11 protein-coding genes are annotated in these 24,598 nt (G+C 68.4%); 8 read left to right on the forward strand and 3 right to left on the reverse strand.

What is annotated here, in order from left to right:
* Positions 1-219: 219 nt before the first annotated feature.
* The 8 genes from K6L26_RS02885 to K6L26_RS02920 all read left to right on the forward strand — a co-directional run bounded on the left by K6L26_RS02885 (position 220) and on the right by K6L26_RS02920 (position 14,717).
* The gene (locus K6L26_RS02885) at positions 220-1,227 is read left to right on the forward strand and encodes an esterase family protein (protein WP_036391014.1); all 1,008 of its coding nucleotides are present in this window, start codon (positions 220-222) and stop codon (positions 1,225-1,227) included.
* Between the two features lie 168 nt (positions 1,228-1,395).
* The gene (locus K6L26_RS02890; protein ID WP_064900175.1) at positions 1,396-2,307 is read left to right on the forward strand and encodes an alpha/beta hydrolase-fold protein; all 912 of its coding nucleotides are present in this window, start codon (positions 1,396-1,398) and stop codon (positions 2,305-2,307) included.
* Positions 2,308-2,371: 64 nt separating this feature from the next.
* Positions 2,372-2,821 (forward strand): DUF732 domain-containing protein, encoded by a 450-nt coding sequence (locus K6L26_RS02895; RefSeq protein ID WP_036391018.1) that lies wholly within the window; start codon positions 2,372-2,374, stop codon positions 2,819-2,821.
* Positions 2,822-2,862: 41 nt separating this feature from the next.
* Positions 2,863-3,876, forward strand: coding sequence for a carboxylesterase Culp6 (gene culp6, locus K6L26_RS02900; protein WP_019349001.1), 1,014 nt, complete (start codon positions 2,863-2,865; stop codon positions 3,874-3,876).
* A gap of 232 nt (positions 3,877-4,108) precedes the next feature.
* A complete protein-coding gene (gene fadD32 / locus K6L26_RS02905) occupies positions 4,109-6,001 on the forward strand; it encodes a long-chain-fatty-acid--AMP ligase FadD32 (protein WP_019349002.1) in 1,893 nt (630 codons plus the stop codon).
* Between the two features lie 56 nt (positions 6,002-6,057).
* The gene (pks13, locus tag K6L26_RS02910; protein WP_019349003.1) at positions 6,058-11,484 is read left to right on the forward strand and encodes a polyketide synthase Pks13; all 5,427 of its coding nucleotides are present in this window, start codon (positions 6,058-6,060) and stop codon (positions 11,482-11,484) included.
* On the forward strand, positions 11,481-13,034 hold the full coding sequence (locus tag K6L26_RS02915; protein WP_019349004.1) for an acyl-CoA carboxylase subunit beta: 1,554 nt from the start codon (positions 11,481-11,483) through the stop codon (positions 13,032-13,034). Before pks13 ends, K6L26_RS02915 begins: the two co-directional genes overlap by 4 nt.
* 270 nt (positions 13,035-13,304) lie before the next feature.
* The gene (locus K6L26_RS02920) at positions 13,305-14,717 is read left to right on the forward strand and encodes a phytoene desaturase family protein (RefSeq protein ID WP_221852589.1); all 1,413 of its coding nucleotides are present in this window, start codon (positions 13,305-13,307) and stop codon (positions 14,715-14,717) included.
* Positions 14,718-14,796: 79 nt separating this feature from the next.
* Here K6L26_RS02920 and K6L26_RS02925 read toward each other — a convergent pair whose 3' ends face one another.
* From K6L26_RS02925 to K6L26_RS02935, 3 genes are all read right to left on the reverse strand, one after another.
* On the reverse strand, positions 14,797-17,991 hold the full coding sequence (locus tag K6L26_RS02925; RefSeq protein ID WP_221852591.1) for an arabinosyltransferase domain-containing protein: 3,195 nt from the start codon (positions 17,989-17,991) through the stop codon (positions 14,797-14,799).
* Complete coding sequence (locus K6L26_RS02930; RefSeq protein WP_245008674.1) at positions 17,988-21,269, reverse strand: arabinosyltransferase domain-containing protein; 3,282 nt, start codon at positions 21,267-21,269, stop codon at positions 17,988-17,990. The genes K6L26_RS02925 and K6L26_RS02930 overlap by 4 nt, the downstream gene beginning before the upstream one ends.
* Before the next feature lie 68 nt (positions 21,270-21,337).
* Positions 21,338-24,571, reverse strand: coding sequence for an arabinosyltransferase domain-containing protein (locus tag K6L26_RS02935; protein WP_064900167.1), 3,234 nt, complete (start codon positions 24,569-24,571; stop codon positions 21,338-21,340).
* Positions 24,572-24,598: the final 27 nt, after the last annotated feature.

A 24,598-nucleotide genomic window follows, 5' to 3' on the forward strand; every position in this document is an offset into this window, starting at 1 on the left:
CATGCTGACCTCTGGTGTTCACCTCACGCGCCGCCAGGGGCGGCAGGCTCTCGAACCGTGCCTGATCGCGACCGTCAACGGCGTAGGGGCGACCAGGGACGACAACTGCTGCAGAGAAGCACCGCGTGTTCGTGTGGTTGACTACACGGGCACGTGAGCCGCTGACGTCGGTGTGAATCGATGTGCGGAATACGAAGAAGAGATCAGATAGGGAGCGGTATGAAGTTCGTTGGGAAGATGCGCGGCGCAGCGGCAGGTCTGTCGCGCCGGCTGACGGTTGCGGTCGCCGCGGCGGCCGTACTGCCTGGCCTGGTTGGCGTCGTCGGCGGCTCGGCGACCGCCGGAGCCTGGTCTCGACCTGGCCTTCCGGTCGAGTATCTCGACGTTCCGTCCGCAGGGATGGGACGCGATATCCGGGTTGAGTTCCAGAGCGGTGGGGCGGGTGCACCCGCGCTGTATCTGCTCGACGGCATGCGCGCCCGCGAGGACAACAACGGTTGGGACATCGAGCTCCCGACGTTCGAGTGGTTCCTGAACTCCGGCATCTCGGTTGTGATGCCGGTCGGTGGCCAGTCCAGCTTCTACACCGACTGGTACAAGCCGGCGTGTGGCACCAAGGACGGCGGCTGCAAGACCTACAAGTGGGAGACCTTCCTGACCCAGGAGCTGCCGCAGTGGCTGGCAGCCAACCGCGACGTGAAGCCGACCGGCAGCGCCGTGGTCGGTCTGTCGATGGCCGGTTCGTCGGCGCTGATGCTGGCGGCCCGCCACCCGGATCAGTTCATCTACGCGGCCTCGCTGTCGGGCACCTTGAACCCGTCCGAGGGCTGGTGGCCGATGCTGATCGGTGTCTCGATGGGTGACGCCGGCGGCTACAAGGCCGACGACATGTGGGGCAAGACCGGTGACCCGGGCAACGCCTGGAAGGCCAACGACCCGACGGAGAACGTCGCCACGCTGGCGAACAACGGCACCCGGATCTGGGTCTACTGCGGTAACGGCAAGCCGGGCGAGCTCGGTGGCACCGACATCCCGGCCAAGTTCCTGGAGGGCTTCGTCTGCCGGACCAACTCCACGTTCCAGGAGAAGTACATCGCGGCCGGCGGCAAGAACGGTGTGTTCAACTTCCCGCAGAGCGGTACGCACGCCTGGGCCTACTGGGGCCAGCAGCTGCAGGCCATGAAGCCTGACCTGCAGCGCGTCCTGGGCGCCACCCCGACCGCTTGAGCGGTCGCCGGTAGCACCGGGTAAGACAAACCGAAGACGGCGGCGATCCCCACGGGGTCGCCGCCGTCCGCCGTTTGCGACCCCTGCCTCGGGGGCGATGTGGTTCACTACAACGCGGGTTACGTGTGCGGGGGCACTTCGAGCGACCGGCAGCAGGAGAGGTTGATGATGAGGCGTGCGTTGAGTCTGATGCGGGCGATGCTGCTGGCCCTGTTGGCTCCGGTGCTCGGTGTCGGTCTCTGGGCGGTCTCGGCGGCGACGGATGCGCCGGCCCGGGCCGAGGGTGTCGAGTACCTGATGGTCCCGTCGGCCGCGATGGGGCGCGACATCCCGGTGGCGTTCCAGGGTGGCGGCCCGCATGCGGTGTTCCTGCTCGACGCGTTCAACGCGGCCCCTGACGTCAGCAACTGGGTCAACGCCGGGCATGCGATGTCGACCCTGGCCGGCCGCGGTATCTCGGTGGCGGCCCCGGCCGGTGGCGCGTGGAGCCTGTACACGAACTGGGAGCAGGACGGCAGCAAGCAGTGGGAGACGTTCCTGTCCGCCGAGCTGCCGGACTGGCTCGCGGCGAACAAGGGTCTGGCCCCGGGCGGGCACGGAGTCGTCGGTGCCTCGCAGGGCGGCACCGCCGCGCTGACGCTGGCCGCGTTCCACCCCGACCGCTTCCGCTTCGCCGGATCGCTCTCGGGTTTCCTGACCCCGTCTGCCACCACCCTCAACGGCGCGATCACCGCCGGGATGGCCGAGTTCGGCGGTGTGGACAGCTACGGCATGTGGGGTGCCCCACAGCTGGGTCGCTGGAAGTGGCATGACCCCGACGTGCACGTGCAATTGCTGGCTGACGCCAATACCCGGCTGTGGGTGTACAGCCCGGCCACGCTGACCTGTAGTGACCCGGCCGCGATGATCGGTGTGTGTGATCAGGCGGCGGGCAGCAATCGGTCGTTCTACCAGCACTACCGGTCCGTCGGCGGCAGCAACGGGCACTTCGACATGCCCAACGGTGGTCAGCATGACTGGGGCAGCTGGGCCCCGCAGCTGGCGCAGATGTCGGGCGAACTGGTCGCGACCATCAAGTAGACGGCCGGCGGAACTGCTAATCAGCTGCGCCGGGGCACTTTTCACCAGCCGGTACGGTGGAGGCGTGCAGCACACGGTACGGTCGGCCACCCTGGTGGTAGCGGTGTCCGCTGCGTCGTTGCTCACGGCATGCGATGCGGGCGGTGACATCATGGCGCCCCTGGCTCTGCCCACCTCACAGGTCAACGGCGCCCAGCCGCAGGCGGTGTCCGCGCAGCCGCAGCAGGGCAGCAGCGGTGAGCTGGACATCACGTCGCAGCAACACACTTATCTCGACGAACTGAAGGCTGCCGGGATCACCCCGTCCAGTGAGCTGCTGGCGCTCTCGATCGGGTCGTATGTGTGCCAGGCCCGCGCCGCCAGGCAGAATGACCAGGCGGTACGCGCGTTCGTGCTGCCGTTGGTGCGTAGTGACGTCCGGGCGTCCCGGTCCGGGCGGGAAAGCCCGAGCGCCGCCGAGATCGACGCCGCCGCCACCGACTACATCCGCACCGCCACCGAACATCTCTGCTAGCCGCAGATCACCGCACCGCACGCGAGGAGCCCGAGTAACCCATGGCCAAAAATGCCAGCCGCAGGAAGCGTCACCGCATCCTGGCCCTGATCGCCGCCGCGGCGATGGCACTCGTCGTGGTGCTGGTGGTGACGATCGTGGTGATCGTGATGCGCCGCCCGGAGACTCCGTCGGCGCCGCCGACGGCCGAGCCTCCGGCCGGGGTACCCGGCCCGTCGGCGACGCGGAAGCCGCGCCCGGAGTTCCAGTCCGCCGACTGCCCCGACGTGATGATGGTTTCGATCCCGGGCACCTGGGAGTCCTCGCCGCAGGATGACCCGTTCAATCCGACGCAGTTCCCGTTGTCTCTCATGACCAACGTCAGCCGGCCGATGGCCGAGCAGTTCGGGAAGGATCGCCTCGAGGTCTACACGGTGCCCTACACCGCCCAGTTCCATAACCCGTTCTCGGCCGACAACCAGATGTCGTACAACGACAGCCGCGCCGAGGGCAAGCGCACCGCGGTCAAGGCCATGACGGAGATGAACGACCGCTGCCCGCTGACCAGTTATGTGATCGCCGGCTTCTCGCAAGGCGCGGTGATCGGCGGTGACCTGGCCAGCGATATCGGCAATGGCCGCGGCCCGGTCGACGAGGACCTGGTTCTGGGGGTGACGTTGATCGCCGACGGCCGCCGCCAGCTCGGCGTCGGGCAGGACATCGGCCCCAACCCGCCCGGTCAGGGCGCCGAGATCACGTTGCACGAGGTGCCGGTGCTGTCCGAGATGGGCCTGACGATGACGGGTCCGCGGCAGGGCGGCTTCGGTGCGCTCGATGACCGGACCAATCAGATCTGCGGCAAGGGGGACCTGATCTGCTCGGCGCCGGAAGAGGCGTTCTCGATCTTCAACCTGCCCAAGACCTTGGAGACCTTGACCGGTAGCGCGGCCGGTCCGGTGCACGCGCTCTACAACACCCCGCAGTTCTGGGTGGAGAACGGGCAGACGGCCACGCAGTGGACGCTGAGCTGGGCGAAGGACCTGGTGGACAACGCGCCTCATCCGAAGCACGGCTGAGGCGCGCGCCGGATTTGGTCGGGACCGTCACGGTCCCTTAACATTAAGAGAAAAATAAGAGCATCGCGCGTGCACAGCGGGTTGGATAGTGCCATCAGCTGATCTGTGGGTATGGATCGGCGCGCCCGGTACGATCGTCCGGGTTTTGGTACGTACCGGCCGCCGAGTGGCTGCGACGCACCGCCAGTGACGTGCGCCAACGCGACGAGTACCGCTCTGACAGGAGAGTTAAATGCCGTTCATCAATCCGTTCATCAAGGACGGTCAGATCAAGTTCCCTGACGGCGCCAGCATCGTCGAGCACGTCGAGCGCTGGGCCAGGGTTCGTGGTGACAAGCTGGCATACCGCTTCCTGGACTTCTCCACCGAACGTGACGGCGTGGCCCGCGACCTCACCTGGGCGCAGTTCAGCGCCCGCAACAAGGCCGTCGCTGCCCGGCTTCAGCAGGTCACCCAGCCCGGTGACCGCGTCGCCATCCTCTGCCCGCAGAACCTCGACTACCTCGTCGCCTTCTTCGGCGCGCTCTACGCCGGCCGCATCGCGGTGCCGCTGTTCGATCCGTCCGAGCCCGGCCACGTCGGCCGCCTGCACGCGGTGCTGGACAACTGCCACCCCTCGGCCATCCTGACCACCACCGAAGCCGCCGAAGGTGTGCGCAAGTTCTTCCGCAGCCGCCCGGCCAACCAGCGTCCCCGCGTCATCGCCGTCGACGCGGTACCCGACGACGTCGCGGCCACCTGGGTCCACGTCGACGATGTCGACGAGACCACCATCGCCTACCTGCAGTACACCTCCGGTTCGACCCGCATCCCGACCGGCGTGCAGATCACCCATCTGAACCTGGCCACCAACGTGGTGCAGGTGATCGAGGCGCTGGAGGGCGAGGAGGGTGACCGCGGCCTGTCTTGGTTGCCGTTCTTCCACGACATGGGTCTGATCACCGCGCTGCTGGCCCCGATGATCGGCCACTACTTCACCTTCATGACGCCCGCGGCCTTCGTGCGCCGTCCCGAGCGCTGGATCCGCGAGCTGGCGCGCAAGGAGGGCGACACCGGCGGCACCATCTCGGTGGCCCCGAACTTCGCGTTCGACCATGCCGCCGCCCGCGGTGTGCCCAAGGAGGGCTCGGCGCCGCTGGACCTGTCCAACGTCAAGGCTGTGCTCAACGGCAGTGAGCCGATCTCGGCGGCCACCGTGCGCCGGTTCAACGAGGCGTTCGGCCCGTACGGTTTCCCGCCCAAGGCCATCAAGCCTTCCTACGGTCTGGCCGAGGCCACGCTGTTCGTCTCGACCACGCCGAGCGCCGAAGAGCCCAAGATCATCACCGTCGACCGCGACGAGCTCAACAACGGCCGCATCGTCGAGGTGCCCGAGGATTCGCCCAAGGCGGTGGCTCAGGCCTCGGCCGGCAAGGTCGGGGTGGACGAGTGGGCCGTGATCGTCGACGCCGAGTCCGCGACCGAGCTGCCCGACGGCCAGGTCGGCGAGATCTGGATCAGCGGGCAGAACATGGGCACGGGTTACTGGGGCAAGCCGGAAGCCACTGCCGAGACGTTCCAGAACATTCTGAAGTCGCGGACCAGCCCGTCGCACGCCGAGGGCGCCGCCGACGACGCCACCTGGGTGCGCACCGGCGACTACGGCGCGTTCTACGACGGCGACCTGTACATCACCGGCCGCGTCAAGGATCTGGTGATCATCGACGGCCGCAACCACTACCCGCAGGATCTGGAGTACTCCGCGCAGGAGGCCAGCAAGGCGGTCCGTACCGGTTACGTCGCGGCCTTCTCGGTGCCGGCCAACCAGCTGCCCGACGAGGTCTTCGAGAACGCGCACTCGGGTCTGCATCGCGATCCTGACGACAGCTCCGAGCAGCTGGTGATCGTGGCCGAGCGGGCGCCGGGCGCCCACAAGCTCGAAGTCGGCCCGATCACCGACGACATCCGCGCGGCGATCGCGGTGCGGCACGGTGTCACCGTGCGCGACGTGCTGCTGACCGCGGCCGGCGCCATCCCGCGTACCTCCAGCGGCAAGATCGGCCGGCGGGCGTGCCGCTCGGCCTACCTCGACGGGTCGCTGCGCAGCGGGAAGATCGCCAACGATTTCCCCGACGAGACCGACTGAGCTGAGCTGACCCACACCGCCGACTGCCGGCCGGTTGAGACAAAGGTGACCTGAACATGGATGAAACACAAAGCAATTCGAATCTTCCAGACGGCACCGAGCCCGCCGCGGCACCGGCGTCGCGTCCGGATCTGACCGTCGCGGAGATGCGCGAGTGGCTGCGCAAGGCGGTGGCCAACGCCACGGGGCAGTCCGCAGACGCGATCGACGAATCCACCCCGCTGATCGAGCTGGGGCTGTCCTCGCGTGACGCGGTGGCCATGGCCAGCGATATCGAGGACCTCACCGGGGTCACGCTGACGGCCACGGTGCTGTTCCGGCACCCGACCATCGAGTCGCTGGCCACCGTGATCATCGAGGGCGAGCCCGAGCCCGAGTCCACCGACGACGAGGACTGGACGCGCGATCGCGACGTGGAGGACATAGCGATCGTCGGTGTGTCGACCCGTTTCCCGGGTGACCTCAACACGCCTGACCAGATGTGGGAGGCCCTGCTCGCCGGGAAGGACTGCATCACCGACCTGCCCGAGGGCCGGTGGGAGGAGTTCCTGTCCGAGCCGCGGATCGCCGAGCGCGTGGCCAAGGCCCGCACCCGCGGTGGCTACCTGTCGGACATCAAGGGTTTCGACTCCGAGTTCTTCGCGCTGTCGAAGATGGAGGCCGACAACATCGACCCGCAGCAGCGCATGGCGCTGGAGCTGACGTGGGAGGCGTTGGAGCACGCCCGCATTCCGGCGTCGAGCCTGCGGGGCGGCAGCGTCGCGGTCTACATCGGCAGCTCCAACAACGACTACTCCTACCTGTCGCTGGCCGATCCGACGGTCACCCACCCCTACGCCATCACCGGCAACCAGACGGCGATCATCGCCAACCGGGTGTCCTACTTCTACGACTTCCGCGGCCCCTCGGTGTCGGTGGACACCGCGTGCTCGAGCTCGCTGGTCGCCGCCCACCAGGGTGTGCAGGCACTGCGCTCGGGTGAGGCGGACGTCGCCATCGTCGGCGGCGTCAACGCGCTCATCACCCCGCTGGTGACCATCGGGTTCGACGAGGTCGGCGGCGTGCTGGCCGCCGACGGCCGGATCAAGTCGTTCTCGTCGGACGCGGACGGCTACGCGCGCTCCGAGGGCGGCGGCATGCTGGTGCTCAAGCGGGTCTCCGATGCCCGCCGTGACGGTGACCAGATTCTCGCGGTGATCGCCGGCAGCGCGGTCAACCACGACGGCCGGTCCAACGGCCTGCTCGCCCCGAATCCCGATGCGCAGGAAGAGGTTCTGCGCCGGGCCTACAAGGATGCCGGGATCAGCCCACGCAGCGTCGACTACATCGAGGCGCACGGCACCGGCACCATCCTGGGTGATCCGATCGAGGCCGACGCGCTGGGCCGGGTGGTCGGGCGCGGTCGTGACGCGGACAAGCCGGCCCTGCTGGGTGCGGTGAAATCCAATGTGGGACACCTGGAATCGGCTGCCGGTGCGGCGAGCCTGGCCAAGATGACGCTGTCGCTGGCCAACGACAAGCTGCCGCCGTCGATCAACTACGCCGGGCCCAACCCGTACATCGACTTCGACAAAGAGCACCTCAAGGTCAACGACACCGTCTCGGAATGGCCGCGTTACAGCGGACATGCCATCGCCGGTGTGTCCGGGTTCGGCTTCGGCGGTGCCAACGCGCACCTGGTGCTGCGCGAGGTCTTGCCCTCGGATCTGGTCGAGCCGCAGCCCGAACCCGAAGCGGTGGAGGACAAGTCGGCTTCCGATGAGGCCAACGCGGTCTACGTCGGCGGCGTCCGGATGGACGAGTACGGCGAGTTCATCCACGACGACGATGAGTCGGGTGCCGGCGACGGCGAGTACCCGGCCTACGACGAGGCGAATCACGAACTGCCCGGCCTGACCGATGAGGCCAAGCGCCTGATCGAGGAGTCCCGTGCGCAGCTGGAGGCCGCTGACGCCGCCGAACCGGTAAAGAAGGTTGTCCCGCTTGCTGTTTCGGCATTCCTGACGTCGCGTAAGAAGGTCGCCGCCGCTGAGCTGGCGGACTGGATCGACAGCGAGGAGGGCCGGGCGTCGTCGCTGGAGTCCATCGGGCGTTCGCTGTCGCGCCGCAACCACGGCCGCTCGCGCGCCATCGTGCTGGCCCACGATCACGACGAGGCGATCAAGGGCTTGCGGGCCGTCGCCGAGGGCAAGCAGCACCCGAGCGTGATCTCGGCCGACGGCCCGGTCACCAACGGCCCGGTGTGGGTGCTCGCCGGTTTCGGTGCCCAGCACCGCAAGATGGGCAAAGAGCTGTACCTGCGCGAGCCGGTCTTCGCCGAGTGGATCAACAAGGTCGACGCGCACATCCAGGATGAGCGCGGGTACTCCGTCGTCGAGCTGATCCTCGATGACGCGATCGACTACACCAACGAGACCTGCGAATACCCCATCGAAGTGGTGCAGACGGTGATCTTCGCCATCCAGGTCGCACTCGGTGAATTCCTCAAGGCGCACGGCGCCAAACCCGGTGCGGTGGTGGGGCAGTCGCTCGGCGAGGCGGCCGCGGCCTACTTCTCCGGCGGTCTGAGCCTGGCCGATGCCACCCGCACCATCTGCTCGCGTGCCCACTTGATGGGTGAGGGCGAGGCGATGCTGTTCGGTGAGTACATCCGCCTGATGGCGCTGGTCGAGTACTCGGCCGACGAGATCAAGACGGTCTTCGCCGACTACCCGGGTCTGGAGGTGTGCGTCTACGCCGCCCCGACCCAGACCGTCATCGGTGGCCCGCCGGAGCAGATCGACGCGATCATCGCCCGGGCCGAGGCCGAGGGCAAGTTCGCCCGCAAGCTGCAGACCAAGGGCGCCAGCCACACCCAGCAGATGGATCCGCTGCTCGGTGAGCTGTCCGCCGAAATCCAGGGCATCGAGGCGCTTCCGCTGCAGACGGCGTACTTCTCGACCGTGCACGAGGGCAAGTTCATCCGGGCCGGCGCCGAGCCGATCCACGATGTGGAGTACTGGAAGAAGGGGCTGCGGCACAGCGTCTACTTCACCCACGGCATCCGCAACGCCGTGGACAACGGCCACACCACGTTCCTGGAGTTGGCGCCGAACCCGGTGGCGCTCATGCAGGTCGGGCTGACGACGGCCTCGGCCGGGCTGCACGACGCGCAGCTGATCGCCACCTTGGCCCGCAAGCAGGACGAGGTCACCTCGATGGTGACGGCCATGGCGCACCTGTTCGTCCACGGCCACGACCTGGACCTGCGGACGCTGTTCCCGCGCAAGTCCACCGGCCTGGCCGGCGCACTGGACTTCGCCAACATCCCGCCGACGAAGTTCAAGCGCAAGCCGCACTGGCTGGACGCGCACTTCACCGGTGACAGCTCCGCGGTGATGCCCGGCAACCATGTCGCGACGCCCGACGGCAAGCATGTCTGGGAGTTCGTGTCGAAGGGCACCACGGATCTGGCTGCTCTTGTGAAAGCCGCTGCCGCCCAGGTTCTTCCGGATGCCCGGCTGACCGCGTCCGAGCAGCGCGCGGTGCCCGCGGAAGGCTCGCGTCTGGTCACCACGCTGACCCGGCACCCGGGTGGTGCCTCGGTGCAGGTGCACGCCCGGATCGATGAGAGCTTCACCCTGGTCTACGACGCGATCGTCACCCGTGGTGGCGCGGCGACCACGCTGCCGACCGCGGTGGGTGCCGGCGTTGTCGCCGAACAGGTTTCGGCGGCACCGGCCGTGGCCGAACCGGAACCCGAGGACGATGCGGAGATCCTGTCCGACAACCTCACCAAGGGCGCCGGCATGGGCGCCGGTTTCGAGAAGTGGTCCCCGGATTCCGGTGAGACCGTCGCGCAGCGGCTCGGCACGATCGTCGGGGCGGCGATGGGTTATGAGCCCGAGGACCTGCCGTGGGAGGTGCCGCTGATCGAGCTGGGCCTGGATTCCCTGATGGCGGTGCGGATCAAGAACCGCGTCGAGTACGACTTCGACCTGCCGCCGATCCAGCTGACCGCGGTCCGTGACGCCAACCTCTACAACGTCGAGGAATTGATCAAGTACGCGATCGAGCACCGCGACGAGGTCGATCAGATCGCCGAGTCCCAGAAGGGCAAGTCGGCCGAGGAGATCGCCGCCGAGCAGTCCGAGCTGCTGGGTGGTGCCTCGACCGTGGCCGAGCTCGAGGCCAAGTTGGCCGAAGCCGGACATCCGTTGGCAGACAAGGAGTCCGAGGAGACCGGGCCGGACCCGGCTGCCGAGGCCGCAGCCACCGAAGGCCTGGAGATCCCACCGCCGCCGACCGATCCGAGCGGACCGGCCATCCCCGCTCCGCCGAGCGACCCGTCGGGCCCGAGCAAGGCCACCGCGGCGGCGGCTGCGGCCAAGGTGCTCACCCAGGAGGCGGTCACCGAGGCGCTCGGCGCCGATGTGCCCCCGCGTGACGCCGCCGAGCGGGTCACGTTCGCCACGTGGGCGATCGTGACCGGCAAGTCGCCGGGCGGCATCTTCAACGAGCTGCCGTTCGTCGATGTCGAGACCGCGACGAAGCTGTCGGAGCGGCTGTCCGAGCGTGCCGAGGGCACCGTGACGGTCGACCAGGTCCGGGCGGCCAAGACCATCGAAGAGCTGGCGACGATCGTGCGCGATCAGCTCGAAGAGGGTGTGGTGGATGGATTCGTCCGTACCCTGCGGCCCGCGAAAGAGGGCGGTCCGCAGGTCCCGGTGTTCGTGTTCCATCCGGCCGGCGGATCGACGGTGGTCTACGAGCCGTTGATGAAGCGCCTGCCGGCCGACACCCCGGTGTACGGCATCGAGCGCGTCGAGGGTTCGATCGAGGAGCGTGCGGCCGAGTACGTGCCGAAGCTGCTGGAGATGCACAAGGGTCCGTTCATCCTGGCCGGCTGGTCGCTGGGTGGGGCGTTGGCCTACGCGTGCGCGATCGGGCTCAAGCAGGCCGGTGCAGATGTCCGGTTCGTGGGGCTGATCGACTGCGTGCGCCCTGGTGAGCCGATCGATCAGAGCCAGGCGGGAATGCGGGCTCGCTGGGATCGCTACGCGCGTTTCGCCGAGCGCACCTTCAACGTCGAGGTGCCCGAGATCCCCTACGAGGAGCTGGAGAAGCTCGACGACGAGGGCCAGGTGAAGTTCGTCCTGGAGGTCGTCGCGCAGAGCGGTGTGCAGATCCCGGGCGGGATCATCGAGCATCAGCGCACGTCCTACCTGGACAACCGGGCGCTGGACACCATCGAGATCCAGCCCTACGACGGGCACGTCACGCTCTACATGGCCGACCGTTACCACGATGACGCCATCGTCTTCGAGCCCGCGTACGCCACGCGTCAGCCCGACGGCGGCTGGGGCGACTATGCGTCGGACCTGGAGGTCGTGCACATCGGGGGCGAGCACATCCAGGCGATCGATGAGCCGTACATTGCCAAGGTCGGTGCTCATATGAGCGAGGCGATCAACCGTATCGAGGCGGAGAGCGAGAGCAAGTGACGAACAAGACGACCGCTGAACTGCTGGCGGAGCTCCGTGAGAAGCTGGAGATCGCTGCCGATCCGGGCGACGAGAAGGCCAAGGCCCGTCGGGACAAGAAGGGAATTCCGTCCGCGCGGGCCAGGATTCACGCTCTGCTCGATCCGGGCAGCTTCCTGGAGATCGGCGCGCTGGCCAAGACCCCGGGTGACCCGAACGCGTTCTTCGGCGACGGCGTGGTGACCGGGCACGGCACCATCAACGGACGTCCGGTCGGTGTGTTCAGCCATGACCAGACGGTGTTCCAGGGCTCGGTCGGTGAGATGTTCGGCCGCAAGGTGGCCCGACTGATGGAGTGGGTGGCCATGGTCGGTTGCCCGATCATCGGCATCAACGACTCCGCGGGTGCCCGTATCCAGGACACCGCGACCTCGTTGGCGTGGTACGCCGAACTCGGCCGCCGGCACGAGATGCTGCGTGGCCTGGTCCCGGAGATCTCTCTGATCTTCGGCAAATGCGCCGGCGGAGCGGTCTATTCACCGATCCAGACCGATCTGCTGGTGGCCGTGCGCGACCAGGGCTACATGTTCATCACCGGCCCGGACGTGATCAAGGACGTCACGGGCGAGGATGTGACCTTCGACGAGCTCGGCGGCGCGGACGTACAGGCGCAGCGCGGCAACATTCACAAGGTGGTCGAGTCGGAGGCCGCGGCCTACCAGTACGTGCGCGACTACTTGAGCTTCCTGCCGTCGAACCACTTCGACAATCCGCCGATCATCAACCCCGGCCTGGAGCCGGAGATCACGCCGCACGATCTGGAGCTGGATTCCATCGTGCCGGACGCGGACAACACGGCCTACGACATGCACGAGATCCTGCTGCGCATCTTCGACGACGGTGACGTGTTCGAGATCGCCGACCAGCGCTCGCCGGAGCTGATCACGGCATTCGCCCGGGTGGACGGGCATCCGGTCGGCGTCGTGGCCAACCAACCGATGGTCATGTCGGGAGCGATCGGCAACGAGGCCTCGGACAAGGCGGCCAGCTTCATCCGGTTCTGCGACTCCTACAACCTGCCTTTGGTTTTCGTGGTCGACACCCCGGGCGCGATGCCTGGTGTGGCCGAGGAGACGGGCGGCATCATCAAGCGCGGCGGCCGGTTCTTCAATGCCATCGTCGAGGCTGATGTGCCGAAGGTGACCATCATCGTCCGCAAGGCTTACGGCGGCGGGTACGCGGTGATGGGTTCCAAGCAGCTGACGGCCGATCTGAACTACGCCTGGCCGACCGCCAGGATCGCGGTGATCGGTGCCGAGGGTGCGGCCCAGCTGCTGGTCAAGCGGTTCCCGGATCCGACCGCACCTGAGGTGCAGAAGATCCGCGCCGACTTCATCAAGGGCTACAACGACAACATGGCCACGCCGTGGATCGCGGCCGAGCGCGGCTACATCGACGGTGTCATCCAGCCGCACGAGACCCGGCTGTTGCTGCGCAAGTCCCTGAAGTTGTTGCGCGACAAGCAGAACGGCCCCAAGGTGCAGCGCAAGCACGGCCTCCTGCCCCTCTAGCAGCACCGCGAGCGTGCGTGTCTGCTGCCCGACACACGGTGATCGGGCAGCAGATCGCGCACACTCGTCACCCGCGAGCGTGCACCGCCTGCACCGGTTTGCGGTACACGACAATCGCACAGCCTTACTCACAAGCGTGTAATTCAATTTCACCGCCTTTGAGCAGCCGCAATCCCCGCGCTCTCCGAAACCATCCACAAGTTATCCACAGGCCGCCGAGGTTGGCTGGATGCCCGGCTGGTTAGTCTGAGGGCGAGAGGGGGATCGGCTATGAGCACCGCAGTCGTCGTAGGCAGTGGGCCCAACGGGTTGGCGGCGGCCATCGTGTTGGCCCGGGCTGGGCACGAGGTCACCGTGCTGGAGGCGTCCGACGAGGTCGGCGGTGGGGTGCGCTCCGGCACGCTCGGAGGTGTGGTCGTTGACCACTGCTCGGCGATCCATCCGATGGCGGTGGGTTCGGCCTTTCTCGCCGGCTTGGGCTTGGAACGGCACGGATTGCGCTGGCGCTGGCCGGAAGTCGACTGTGCGCATCCGCTCGACGGCGGTGACGCCGGTCTGCTGTATCGCAGCGTGGAGCAGACCGCGGCCGGGCTGGGCGTCGACGGGCCGCGCTGGCGTGCCCTGTTCGCCGGGCCTGCCGCCCGTTTCGACACGCTCGCCGACGACATCATGGGCCCGCTGCTGCGTGTCCCCGCGCATCCGCTGACGCTGGCCCGGTTCGGGGCACCCACGGTCCTGCCGGCCTCGGTGCTGGCCCGGATCTTCCGAACCCCGGCCGCCCGCGCGTTGTTCGGAGGCGTTGCCGCCCATACCTTCCGGCCGTTGCACTATCCGATGACCTCGGCCATCGGGTTGGGCATCCTCACGGCCGGGCACCGGCACGGTTGGGCCGTCGCCGAAGGCGGATCGCAGGCGATCACCGATGCGTTGGTCTCAGCGCTGACCGAATTCGGCGGCAAGGTGCGCACGGGTGTGGCGATCACCGCGGCAGCCCAGCTGCCCCAAGCCGACATCACGATGTTCGACCTCGCGCCGACCGCCGTGGCGGACATCTTGGGTGACCGGCTGCCCCGCCGAACGGCCCGTGGGTTCCGGCGATTCCGTTACGGCCCCGGCGCGTTCAAGGTCGACTTCGCGATCCGCGGTCCGGTGCCGTGGACCACTGCCGAGGTCGGCCGGGCCGGGACGGTCCACCTCGGCGGTGATTTCGACGAGATCGCGGCCACCGAGCGGGAGATCCAGGCGGGACGGATGCCGCGCCGGCCATTCGTGCTGGTGGGTCAGCAGTACCTGGCCGACCCGGGCCGCTCGGCCGGGGAGATCAACCCGGTCTACGCGTATGCCCATGTGCCGCACGGCTATTCCGGTGACGCCACCGACGCGATCATCGCCCAGTTCGAGCGGTTCGCGCCGGGGTTCGCCGACCGGATCGTCGCCACCGCGGTGCGTTCGACCACCGAGATGTCGGTGTACAACCCGAACTACGTCGGCGGCGATATCTGCACCGGCGCCAAGGACATTCGGCAACTGGCGTTCGGGCCACGGCCCACCCTGGCGCCTTACGACGTCGGGATTCCGGGCATGTACATCTGCTCGGCCGCCACGCCGCCGGGACCGGGCGCGCACGGAATGTGTGGTGCCAACGCGGCGAATCGCGCTCTCGCGCAGCTGCGCAACCGCTAGCCGCAGCGCCGATTTCTGCACCCGGGCTGCGATTTTCGTGGCGCAGCAGCCCGGGGGCAGAAACCGGCGGCGGAACTCCCTACGGCTTGATGCGGATACGGCCCGGCTTGTATAGCCCGGAATGGGTCGCCGTTCCGAGCTCGATCGTCGCCGGAGCGGCGTCGACGATGGTGTCGAACTTACGCAGCGAGCCCCAGTCTCGACCCCAGTCCTTGTTCAGGTAGGTGGCCATCACGTGCTGGCGCAACAACAGGTCACTGATGCCCAGCAGGCCGCCGTTGATGCCGTCCTCCCAGGTGTCGGTGTCTTTCATCTTGGCGTTGTAGTCCGGGGTGATGCGGAACTTGGGCACCTCGGTGACCCCGTTGGCGTGCAGCATCGGCTGCTGGCACGGGAAGGCCATGCCCACCGCCCAGTCCATCAGCACCGGCTGCTGCGATCCGACGTACTCCTGCACGGTCTTGACCTCGGGCACCCGTGGAGGGGTGACCGCGACCCAGTCGCCGGGGCTCAGTGACAGGTCGTCCGCGATCACCCGGACATAGGTGGCGTCGGCCGGGATCTCACTGCGGTCGAAGCGGAGGTTGCGCCAGGACGGGTTCGGCCCCAGGTCGTAGGGCACCACCCGGCCGGCAGGCACCGGGGCACCGTCGGGCCCGGTCCGTCCATATTCCAGCTCGACGGTCTGGCCTTCGGTGCGCCCGTTGAAAATGCTGTTGCCGGTGATGGTTCCGGCCGCCGTGATGACGACCAGCGGGTGGGCGTCGTCGGGTGCCGGCAGTTGGTACCAGGCCGAGGCCAGCTTGCTGACCTGCTGTGCCGGGCCTTCGGCGAAGCTGCCGGCCAGCGGAACGCGGTCGGGGTCCAGCCCGTAGGGCAGTGGCACGGTCGATCCGTTGACCCCGGGGGTGTCCAGCTCGGCGGCGGCGTTCCAGTCGGCGTCGATGCCAGGCATCGGCACGGTGATCCGAATCGCCTCGGCGACAATGTGGTCCGGCACCCCGTTGGGGGTGAAACCGGTGGGGGAGGTGCCGCCGAGCGGTCCCAGCGGGCCGTAGTCGCCCGGCAGCGGGGTGAGGAACCCGTCGTTGGTGTCGGGTTCGACGAGCACGTCGTCGGCGAGACCGCAGCCGCCGGCGAACGCTCGCAGGTTCGACGAGGCGTTGGAGTAGGTGCCGTCCTGGCGCACCACGCCGTAGAGCATCGAACCGACGAAGACCACCACCATGAACCCGGCCGCGAGCGGTACCGGAGCCGCGGTCAGTGCCCGCGCCGCCCGGCCTTCGGCCGATGGCCGCAGATGCAGCCAGGAGGCCCACAGTGCGGTGATCGCGAAGAGCGCGAAGAAGATGGCGCTCACCGTGATTCCGCCGATGTTGGGCTTGTCGTTGTTGAAGGGCACGCCGTAGCTGGACACGTACCACCAGCCGTTGGTGCTGGCGAAGCACAGCGCGAGCACGAACAGCACGGCAGCGGTGAAGGCCATCCGGTTGCGTGCCGAGCGCAGCACCGCAGGCCCGGCCAGCACCGTCACCACCGCGGCCATCGCCGCGCCCACCGCGGCGAACAGGCCGAAGTGGTGCACCCACTTGGTGGGGGCGAACTGCAGGAAGAAGATCGTGGCGAAGATGATGCCCATCAACCGCCATACCGGCCCGCGGGCCACGCCGGGAACCCGCTTGCGCCGCAACATGATGAACAGCGAGGCGAACAGGCTCAGCGCGGTGATGATGAAGCCGAAGCGGCGCGACAGCGAGCCGTCGACGGTCGGCAGGATCAGATAGTAGTAGCGCAGGTTCTCGGTGTACCACTCCTGGGCGGGACCGATCGCGGTGCGAATTCTGGTGGCTTCCATCACCGTTGCCAACGTCTGGTCGGCGAACACCACGGTCAGGATCACTGTGCCTGCCGCCAGCAGTGGCAACACCAGCGGCCACACGCCGAGGACGCGGCGGCGCCGCACCAGGATGCGCAGGATCGGACGGCCACCGGCCACCAGCGCGGCGACGGCGATCAGGCCGGTCGGTTGGATGCCGAGGGTGAAGGCCGCCGAGATGATCGCCAGGGCGGCCGGGGTCAGCCGTCCGGAGATGATGGCCCGCTCGATCAGCACGTAGGTGACCAGGGCGCCGGTGGCGATCTGGCCTTCGGGGCGCAGGCCGTTGTTGAACGGCATCCAGGCCGCCAGCAGCACCATGCCGGCCGCCCACAGTGCGGGCCGCGACGCGATGACCGCGGGCCCGAGCCGGGGCAACACCTCACGGGACAGCAGCAGCCAGCACACGATGCCGCACAGCAGGTCGGGCAGCCGCATCCAGATACTGGCGTCGCTGATGTGCGTCATCAGGGCCAGCAGGTTGTAGTACCAACCGAAGGGGTCCTCAGGGCTGCCGAACCAGCGGAAGTAATTGGACATGTAGCCGGCGTGGTCGGCCACCCGCGCCATCTGGAGCTGGTAGCCGTCGTCGGACGAGTTCGCGCCGATGATGTGCCACAGCAGGAAGGCGCCGACCACCACCACGTCCACCGCGCTGAACGTGCGCCAGCGCGACGGAATGAGGTGGTGCATGCGCCGGCCGTCGAGCCGGTCCAGCCGCCACAGCGCCAGCACCGCGACCACGGTGGCGGCGATGCCGAGCAGGATCGCCACCAGTTTGAGTGCTGTCGGTTTGGAGGTGAAGCGGGTGTCGATCGTGGCGGAGAGCGAAAGTCCTTGCGGCGCGGGCCCGCTCAGTTCGGTGAAGACGCCGACGATCTGAGGGCGCAGGTTCGGGTCGGCGAAGCCGGTGCGCAGCTCCTTGCCGTCCTTGTCGGTCAGCCCGACGAAGGTGGCGAAGGTGCCCGCCTCCGACGAGCTGATCTCGATCCGTGAGCAGCCTGCGGCCTTCTCGCGCGGCACACTGGCGATCACCACGTTGCGGTCGGTGACGTCGACGCTCTTGGCGTTGACGTGGACGAACAACGCGTTCAGTGAGGCCTGCCTGCCCTCCTTGGGGGCGGTGCCCAGCACCATGCCACCCTCGGGCGGCATCGACCGGATCACGTCACACGGCACCGTCACCGACATGGTGACGGGCGTCTGGCTGATCAGCGGCGCGGTGACGTTGTTCAGCTGGCCGGCCTGCGGCCAGTTGAGCGTGGCGGTGGTCTGCACCACGGGCAGCAGCGGGGTGGCCACCGCGCACAGGAAGCCGATCAGGCCGGCGATCATCGCGACCCAGCGGGTCAGCTGAACGTTCTTGTCGGCGCTGTGCTCGCGCAGGGTCACGCTCATGGCAGGGCTCGGATCGGTCCGGGCCGGCTGAAGCCGAACACTCGTTGGGTTCCTTGATCAATCGTGGCCACAGGCGCCTGCCCGGCCGGTACCACCGGGTCGTATTTCTCGATCGAGCCCCAGTCCCGGTACCAGTCGTCCCGCAGATACGTCGGAATGGTCGACGTGCGCAGCAGCGCCTGGATGAAGAGGAAGGGACCACCCTTTTGGGCGGACTGCCACATGTTCGACGACACCACCACTTGCTTGACGTTGGGAAGGATGCGGTATTCCGGCAGCTCGGCCACCCCGAGCCGTTCGGAGAACGGCCGCTGGCAGGGGAAATTCGCGGCAGTCGCGATGTCCATCAGCACCGGGGTCTGGGCGCCGAGGAATTGCTGCGCGGTCTGCAGGGTCGGCACCCGCGGCGGGGTGAAGCCGAACCATTGGTCGTCCGACAGGTTCGGGTCGTCGGCGACGATGCGGGCCACGTTGGCCTCCGGCGGCGCCCAGGCCAGCGGGAAACGCAGGTTGCGCCAGGCGTATTGGGCGAACACGTCGATCGGTTGCACGGCGTCGAGCGCCTGGAAGCTGCCGTCGGGACGGTGTACCCCCCACTGCAGTTTCAGCGACTGGCCGTAGTGGAACTCGTGTTCTTCGTCGTAGTACCAGATGGCGCCGGCGGCGGCGACGGTCACCAGCGGCCGGTCGGCGGTGCGCGGCGGCAGTTGGTACCAGGCGGAGGTGGCTTTGGCTGCGACCCGTGGCTCTTTTGAGCTGGGCTCGTTGTAGCTGCCCATCACCGGGGTGCGCGTGGGGTCCAGCCCGAACGGCAGGAACACTCGCGACCCGTTGACGCCGACGGGTCCGTAGCCGCCGCCGGTGCCGGCCGCGTAGGCGATGCCGACATTGGGCTTGTTGGGCGAGCCGTCGGAGTTGACCGTGCCGGGGTTGGCGACGACGGGCTTCGGCGGTTCGAGGGTGTCGCTGATTCCGTTGGGGGTGAACCCGACTGGGTTCTGACCGCCGAGCGGGCCGTACTCGCCCCAGGTCTGGCCCGGAACGGGTTGCAGCATGCCCGCGTTGGTGTCGGCCTCGACCAGGACGTCGTCGGCCATGGCGCAACTGTCCGAGGACAGGCCCGAGGTGAGCGCCGAGAGGTTGGCCTTGGCGGTGGTGTAGACGGGGTAGCGCTGGACGAAGCCCTTGGTCATCGACCCGACCTCCAGCACCACCATGATGACGGCGACCACCAGCAGCGGGGTGGAGGCGAGCACGCGGTTGCGTCGGGTGTTGGCCACCTCGGTGTGCCCGGCGTAGTCGATGCGGAAGTGCAGCCAGCCGGCCAGCACGGCGGAGATGATCGCCAGGGCCAGGAACATGGTGGTCACCGGATAGCCGGCGATCACCGGCTGGCGGTCGAACCACGGCACGCCGTAGTTGCCGACGTAGAACCAGCCGTTGATGCCGGACGTGGCCCAGGCGAGCACGAACAGCAGGGCGGTGACGTAGAGCGCGAGGTTGCGTCGGCTGTGCAGGCCCACGAGGGCGAAGGCGAACGCCGTCACCGCGCCGAGGGCAGCGGCCAGCCCGGCGAACGCGCCGAACTGCACAGCCCACTTGGTCGGGGTGAAGTGCAGCAGCAGCAGGCCGATCGCGGTGGTACCGAGCAGTCTCCAGACCGGGCCGCTGGCGATCCCGGGCACGTGGCCTTTGCGCAGCAGCAGGGTGATCATGCCGAACAGGCACAGCATCATGGCCAGCACCGCGAACCGTCGGGTGAGTGAAGAGTCCACCGAATCTTCCACGGTCAGGAAGTAGTAGCGCAGGAATTCCTGGTACCAGGAGATGGTCGGGCCGACGGTGTACTTGATCCGGGCCGACTCGGCGACGGTCGCCAGGGTCTGGTCGCGGAAGATGACGACGAAGATCAAGGCGGCCGAGCCCGCCAGCGCCGCGAGCGCCGGCAGGGCGATGCGGCGGCTGCGGATGATGGCGACCACGCTGCGGGCCCCGACCAGCAGCGGTGCGGCGGCGATGATGCCCTGTGGCGCCAGGGTGACGCTGAAGGCGGCGACGATGATCGCCAGGGCGGTGGGCCACAATCGGTGTGTTCCGATGGTCGTCTCGACGAGCGCCCACACCGCGAGCACGCCGAATGCGATCAGCGGTTCGGGGCGCAGGCCGTTGTTGAACGGGAACCAGGCGGCCAGGAACACGGCGCCGGCGGTCCACATGGTGACGCGGTTGAGCGCGACGCGGCGGCCGAGCCGCGGAATCACCCAGCGGCTGAGCAGCAGCCAGGTGCCGATGCCGGCCAGGGTGGCGGGCACCCGCATCCAGACGCCGGCCGTGCTGATCGCGGCGAAGTGGGCCAGCACCGACTGATACCAGTCGAACGGGGCTTCGGTGGCGCCGAAGTAGCGGAAGTAATTGGCGGTGTACCCGGCGTCGGCCGACACCCGCGCGATGGTGAGGTTGTAACCGTCATCCGACGAGATGGCACCGATGATGTGCCACAGCAACAGACCGCCGATGACGCCGATGTCGGCTATCCAGGTCGCCACCGGAACTTTGACGAAGCGCTTCCACGCGCCGCCCGCGCGATGACCCCCGCGCCGGTCCAGTACGGCCAGCGCGATGATCGAGGCCACCACGCACACCACACCGAGCGCCATCACCAGCAGCTTGAGTGCCGTCGGTGAGGTGATGAACCGGGTGTCGATGTCGACGCGGGCGCTCAGCCCGGGCTGGGGCGCCATCTTCAGATCGGTGAACAGGCCGGCGACCTGAGGCTTCTTCTCCACGGCCGCGGTCCCGGCGGCACCCGGGATGCCGACGAAGTCGGCGCCCACGCCGCCGAGGTTCGCCCACAGGTGCAGCGCGCTGCAGGCTCCGGCGTTGATCGCCGCTCGGGGGGCGACGGCTGCCACCGAATCCCGGAACGCGACCACCACGGTTTGGGGATTGGCGCGCACGAACAGCCCGTTGCGGCTGGCGTCGATGCCGCCCGAGGGGATCGTCGAGAACACCAGGCCACCATCGGCGGGCAGCGTCGCGATCGCCGAGCACGGGATGGACACGTCGAGGGACTGCGGGGCGCCCGAGACCAGCGGGGCCGTCACCGCGGTGACGTTTCCCGCGGCATCGGTTCCCTGCGGCCACAGGATGGCCGCAGTGGTCTGTTTGACGGGCAGCAGCGGCACCAGCGCGCACAACACCACACCCGCGATGCCCGCGACGATGGCGATCAGGCGTGCGATGCCCACAACACGGTCGGTTGGCTCATCGGAAGGCACGAGGCTCGATGTTATGCGACCCGTATGTGAGGCCCGGTCCGCCCTGCCGCGTGCTCAGGAGCTGTGTCCTAGCTGTGTCGTAGTGGGGCCGGGCTCCACAGTCCGCCGCGGATCGCGGTGCCCAGGTCCAGACGGGCCGGGGTGGCGTCGGGATACCACGGGGTGAGCCGTTGCAGCGAGCCCCAATCCCGGAACCAGTCGTCCTTCAGGTACGTGGGCACGCTCGACGGCCGCAGCAGCAGTTCGGAGATGCCCAGCGGGCCACCGCCGAGGTAGTCCATCACCGGCGAGTTGGCCTCGGCGCCGAAGCGGTCCGGCAGGATCCGCCACTTCGGTACCTCGGTGACGCCGTACTGGTGGGCGAACGGTCGCTGGCACGGGAACGCCAGCCCCACGAGCCAGTCCAGCAGCACCGGGTCCTGTGATCCGACCACGTCCTGCAGGGTGCGCAGTTGCGGGATGCGCGGCGGGGTCACCGCGATCCAGTGCTGCGGCGCCAGGTCGTCGTCGGAGGCGACCAAGCGGATCTGGGTGGCCTCGCGTGGGATGGCGGCCATCGGGGCCCGCAGGTTGCGCCAGGCCGGGGCGGCGCCCACGTCGGCGAATCCGACGCCGCCGCCGGGCTTGTTCGCCGCGGCCTGCGCGTCGGTGGCCCACTGCACCACAACCTCGCCCGGATCGAAGCGGCCCGCGGCGGAGACGACCAGCAACGGGCCGGCCTTGTCGCGGTCGGGCAGCCGGTACCAGGCCGAGCGCATGGTGGCCGGCTGCTGGGTACCGGCCCGCCAGCTGCCGAGCACCGGGGTGGTGGCCGGGTCGAGGCCGTAGGGCAGCCGAGCCCGGGAGCCGTTGATGCCGGCGGCGGCGGTGGTGCCGCCTTCGGTACCCACTTCGCTGCCGGTCACGGTGCCGGAGTCGGTGTCGGCGAAGTTGCCCGCACCGGGCTGTTCCATCACCGGGTCGGCGGAGACGTCCGAGGGGATGCCGTTGGGGCCGAATCCCTGCGAGGTGACGGCGCCGAGCGCCTGCCCGGGGGGTTCGCTGATCGGCGACAGGATGCCGGCGTTCGCGTTCTCTTCGACCATCACGTCGTTGGCCAGCCCGCAGGTCTTGCCGGTCAGCGCTTCGAGGTTGGAGCGTCCGACCGACCAGGCCGGGTACTGGGCCGTCATCGCCAGGGTCAGCGAGACCACCTCGAACGTCACGAGCAGCCACGCGGCGATCGCCAGCGGCGACTGCGCGATCCGCTGCCAGCGGCGCGGCGGCCCGTCCGGGGACCGGTCGCGGTCGGTGAAGTGGAACCAGGCTGCCAGCAGCAGGGCCAGCACCGACAGGCCGAGCAGCATGGTGGTGAACCCGAAGTGCCACTCGGGGAACGAGTTCGACCACGGCACACCGAAGTTGGAGACGTACCACCAGCCGTTGACCGTCGCGAACGACAGCGCCATGACGAACAGCACCAGCGCGGCGAACATCGAGCGGTTGCGCCGGGACTTCATCGCCGCGGCGGTCACCGCGACGGCGGCCAGGGCGCCAAGGGATCCGGCCAGCCCGGCGAACACGCCGAAGTGGTGGGTCCACTTGGTCGGGGTGAACATCATCGCCAGGAACGAGATGATCGTGATGCCGATGATGCGCCGGCTCGGACCGGCGGCGGTGCCGGGGATGCGGCCCTTGCGCAGCGTCATCGCCACCGAGACCGCCAGCGCCACCAGCAGGGTCAGCACCGCGAAGCGGCGCGCCACCGAACCATCGGGGCTGCTGGTGAACAGCCGCGAGTAGCGGATGTGCTCGTCGAACCAGGCCAGGCTGGGGCCGACGGCGGATTTGAAGGTGCTGGCCTGCAGCTCACCGGCCAGGGTCTGGTCGCGGAAGATCAGGATGATCGTCACGGTGCAGGCGGCCAGGATCGGGGCCAGCAGCGGCAGATGCCCGAAGCGTGAAGTATGCCGGGCGACAATGGTTTTCAGCGGTCCCACGGCCACCAGCAGGGCGCCGATGGCGGCGATGCCGGTGGGGCCGGAGAACAAGGTCAGCGCGCCGATGATGATCGCGACGGCCACCGGCAGCATCCGGTTGGTGGCCACCCCGCGTTCCACCGAACACCAGGTCAGCAGGATGCCGAGGGCGATGATCGGTTCGGGGCGCAGGCCGTTGTTGAGCGGCAGCCAGAACGCCAGGAACATGCCGGCCGCGGTCCAGGCCGCGGCGCGGTTGGTCTTGACGGCGCGACCGAGTCGCGGCAGCACTTCACGGCTGATCACCCACCAGCAGGCCAGTGCCATCAGCAGGGTGGGTAGGCGCATCCAGACGCTGTTGGTGGAGACGTGGGCCCACAGCGCCAGCAGGTCGTAGTACCAACCGAACGGCGCTTCGGGGGTGCCGAACCAGCGGTAGTAGTTGGCCATGTAGCCGGCATGCTCGGACACCCGGGCCATGGTCAGGATGTAGCCGTCGTCGGAGGTGTTGGCGCCGACGAAGTGCCACCACACCAGCACCGCGGTGACCAGCCCGTCCAGCGGTGTCATCGACCACCAGCGAGGTGGCAGGAAGCGCCGGTGCCGGACACCGTCGGCGGTGTCGAGGCGGTGCAGGGCGCCCAACGCGATCACGGTCATCGCGACGCCGATGATCATCGCCAGCATCTTGAGCAGCGTCGGGGCGCTGCTGTAGCGGGAGTCGATGGTGGCCGAGAACTTCAGGCCCTCGGGTGCGGGCCCGGACAGATCGGTGAAGACGCCGACGATCTGCGGCCGGAAGTCGTAGCCGCCGCGTTCGCCGCGCAGGGGCGCGTCGGGGTGGTCGGCGGTGGCACTGGCGTCACGTTGGGTGAGCCCGACGAATTCGCCGGTCACCTTGTCCGCGTGCGCGGTGAACGTGAGGGTCTGGCACGCGGGGCTGAGCACCGCGTCCAGCGGTGCGCTGACCACCGGAGTGTTGCGCACGATGACCAGTAGGTCGTCGTTGACCCGTTCGATCAGCAGGCCGCGGTCGACGGCTTTGGGTGCCTGCTTCGGAACCGTGGACAGCAGGACCGTGCGGCCCCGGTTCTCCGGCCCGGCCAGCCCGGCGGCCGCCTGGCACGGCACGCTGATGGTCAGGTCGGTCGCGACGTACCCGATCAGCGGGGCGTTGATGCTCTGCCAGGTGCCGTCCTGCGGCCAGTTCAGCTGGGCAGTGGTCTGCTTGACCGGTAGCAGCGGTGTCGCCACCGCCATCAGCACGCCGAGCAGACCGGCGACGATCGCGATGAGCCGCACCGTCCGGTGATTGCTGCCGGCGGTCCCCTGCGGTCCCGTCACGGGCTCTGATGTTATCGGCGTATCAGC

This window comes from Mycobacterium farcinogenes (assembly GCF_019739075.1).
GTDB classification, from domain to species: Bacteria; Actinomycetota; Actinomycetes; order Mycobacteriales; family Mycobacteriaceae; genus Mycobacterium; species Mycobacterium senegalense.